The organism is Hyalangium sp., from assembly GCF_035629615.1.
Taxonomy (GTDB): Bacteria; Myxococcota; Myxococcia; order Myxococcales; family Myxococcaceae; genus Hyalangium.
The window spans coordinates 1-2,689 of record NZ_DASPHO010000408.1; the positions used below are offsets into that span (position 1 = coordinate 1).

General features: G+C 68.9%; 4 protein-coding genes. 2 read left to right on the forward strand and 2 right to left on the reverse strand.

From position 1 onward, the window contains the following. A partial coding sequence (locus VD972_RS20855; RefSeq protein ID WP_324989653.1) for an AMP-binding protein occupies nt 1-1,100 on the reverse strand: 1,100 nt, incomplete at its 3' end. Between the two features lie 63 nt (nt 1,101-1,163). After that, nucleotides 1,164-1,646, reverse strand: a complete 483-nt coding sequence (locus VD972_RS20860) for a hypothetical protein (RefSeq protein ID WP_324989655.1) — start codon at nt 1,644-1,646, stop codon at nt 1,164-1,166. A gap of 71 nt (nt 1,647-1,717) precedes the next feature. Between VD972_RS20860 and VD972_RS20865 the strand changes: the two genes are divergently transcribed. Both VD972_RS20865 and VD972_RS20870 read left to right on the forward strand, forming a co-directional pair. After that, nucleotides 1,718-2,146 carry an NUDIX hydrolase gene (locus VD972_RS20865; RefSeq protein WP_324989657.1) on the forward strand — a complete coding sequence of 143 codons (429 nt, stop codon included), beginning with the start codon at nt 1,718-1,720 and terminating at the stop codon, nt 2,144-2,146. 12 nt (nt 2,147-2,158) lie between these two features. Continuing rightward, nucleotides 2,159-2,689, forward strand: a 531-nt coding sequence (locus tag VD972_RS20870) for a site-2 protease family protein (protein WP_324989659.1), incomplete at its 3' end; no start/stop codon positions are given.

Sequence of the window (2,689 nt, forward strand, 5' to 3'; positions counted from 1 at the left end):
GTGGGCGCCGTGTAGAGGATCGTCGCCTTGTACCGCGCGATGATCTCCCAGAACCGGTCCGGCCCCGGCTGCGTGGGCGCACCCTCGTAGATGATCGTCGTCACCCCATTCATCATCGGGCCGTAGACCACGTAGCTGTGCCCCGTCACCCAGCCCACGTCCGCCGTGCACCAGTAGATGTCATCGTCCCGCAGGTCGAACACCCACCGCGTCGTCAGCGACACGGCCACCGCGTAGCCGGCCGTGGTGTGCAGCACCCCCTTGGGCTTCCCCGTCGAACCCGACGTGTAGAGGATGAACAGCGGGTGCTCGCTCTCCACCCACTCCGGCTCGCACGTCTCGCTCTGGCCGCGGACCAGCTCCTCCCAGGACACTTCCTTGGGCCCCAGCGGCCCCGCATCCCCCGCCCGCTTGAGCACCACCACCTTCTCCACCGTCCGCATGTTCGGCAGGGCCGCGTCCACGTTCTTCTTCAGCGGCACCACCGCGCCCTTGCGCCAGCCGCCGTCCGCCGTGAGGACCACCTTCGCCCCCGCGTCGTTCATGCGATCCTGCAGCGCCTCCGCGGAGAAGCCGCCGAACACCACCGAGTGCACCGCGCCAATCCGCGCGCACGCCAGCATCGCCACCGCGGCCTCGGGCACCATGGGCAGGTAGATCCCCACCCGATCCCCCTTGCCCACGCCGAGCGACCGCAGCCCGTTGGCCAGCCGATTCACCGCCACGGACAGCTCGCCGTAGGTGACCGTGCGCCGATCCCCCGGCTCCCCCTCGAAGAGGATGGCCGGCTTGTCCTTCAGCTTCGGCAGGTGCCGATCCAGACAGTTGTAGGCCAGGTTCGTCCGGCCCTCGATGAACCACCGTGCGTGCGGCGGCTTCCACTCCAGCACCGTCTTGAAGGGCTCCTTCCAGTACAGCTCCTCGCGGGCCCTGGCGCCCCAGTAGGCCTCCGGATCCTTCGCCGCCTCGTCCCACAGCCGGCGATAGTCCTCCATGCTGCGGATGTGCGCACGCTGCGAGAACTCCGCGGGCGGCGGAAAGACGCGGTTCTCCGTGAGGACCGACTGGATCTCCTGTGACGGACGCTGCGGCTCAGCCATGGGGCTCCCTCCCAAGGGGACAGCAAGACGAGACCTAGTGTCTAGGTCGTCCCAGGCCCGGGCTCAAGGCCGCTCTTCACACCGGAGCGAGTCCTGGACGGCATCGAACCTCGCCCACAGCTCACAGACGCAGCTGTCCGGGCGCCTTGCCTCGTAGCGCACCCGCAACACGCCGTTGAACTGGGTGGCGCAGACCGTGTCCCCCTCCAGGTGCACGCTCACCTGATCCAGCAGACACTCCTGCCCGTTGGCGATGGCCGTGGCGTTGGCCACGCTCCCATCTACGGCGAACTTCTCCCCAGACTCCAGGAAGCGCCCGACGAGCTGCATCTCCAGCAAGTCGAAGTCCATGCGCACCACCTGTCCGGAAATGAGCAGAGAGCCATCCCACAGCGCCTCGGGCGAGGCCAGCAGGCCGCAGTCATCTCGAAACACCTCGGTGGTCCTCATCTCGTAGGGCCCCGGGTTCTGGAGGAACGTGTTGCAGCTGAGGCAGAGCCCCACGGCGAGGGCCCATAAGGACAAGAGCAAGGGACGGGTGGACACGGGCCCACCATAACCAACCCCGCGCATGAGTGCAGTGTCCTCCCCGAGCCCGGGGTAGAGTGCCCGCCGCCATGGCCGAGCCCCAGTTCAAGAACCCCACTCCCACCGTGGACTGCATCATCGAGCTGCCGGGAGAGCGCATCGTCCTCATCCGCCGCAAGAACCCGCCCATCGGCTGGGCGCTGCCTGGGGGCTTCGTGGACGAGGGAGAGCCCCTGCATGCCGCCGCCGTGCGCGAGGCCCACGAGGAGACGGGCCTCACGGTGGAGCTTGTCGAGCAGTTCTTCACCTACTCGGATCCGAAGCGAGATCCGCGCAAGCACACGCTCTCCACCGTCTACATTGGCCGGGCGCAGGGCGAGCCGAAGGGCGCGGATGACGCCGCCGAGGCGCGGGCCTTCCCGGTGAATGCCCTGCCCCCGGATCTCTGCTTCGACCACGGCACCATCCTCGCCGACTACCTGGCCTACAAGCGGACCGGGCAGCGGCGGAAGATCTGAAGCGCCGGCCGGATGTACGCCCTCCTGGCCCTCCTCGCCCTCGGCCTGCTGCTGGCCGTGCATGAGCTGGGACACCTCCTGGCCGCACGGTTGCTCGGCGTGAGGGTGCCCCGCTTCTCGCTGGGCTTCGGGCCCCCGCTGCTGTCCTTCCGGCTGCTGGGCACGGAGTACGTCATCGCGGCCATTCCCATCGGCGCGGCGGCCACCCTCCACGGGATGAACCCCCACACGCCCGGACTGGATCCCGCCGACCCTCAGAGCTACTCGGCCCAGCGCCCCTGGAAGCGCGTGCTCATCACCCTGGCCGGCTCGCTGGCCAACTACCTGTTCGCCCTGGGCGTCCTGTTCACGCTGTACACCTCTGGCACCCACGTGGTCGTCCCCCTCACGGTGGGCACGGTGACGCCGGGCTCGGAGGCCGCGCGTGCGCAGCTGCTCCCGGGGGATCGCATCCGCAGCGTGGACGGGCACGCGGTGAAGGGCTGGTCGGAGTTCGTAGAGCTCATCGGCAGGAGCCCGGGCCAGGAGCGGACGCTCGTCGTC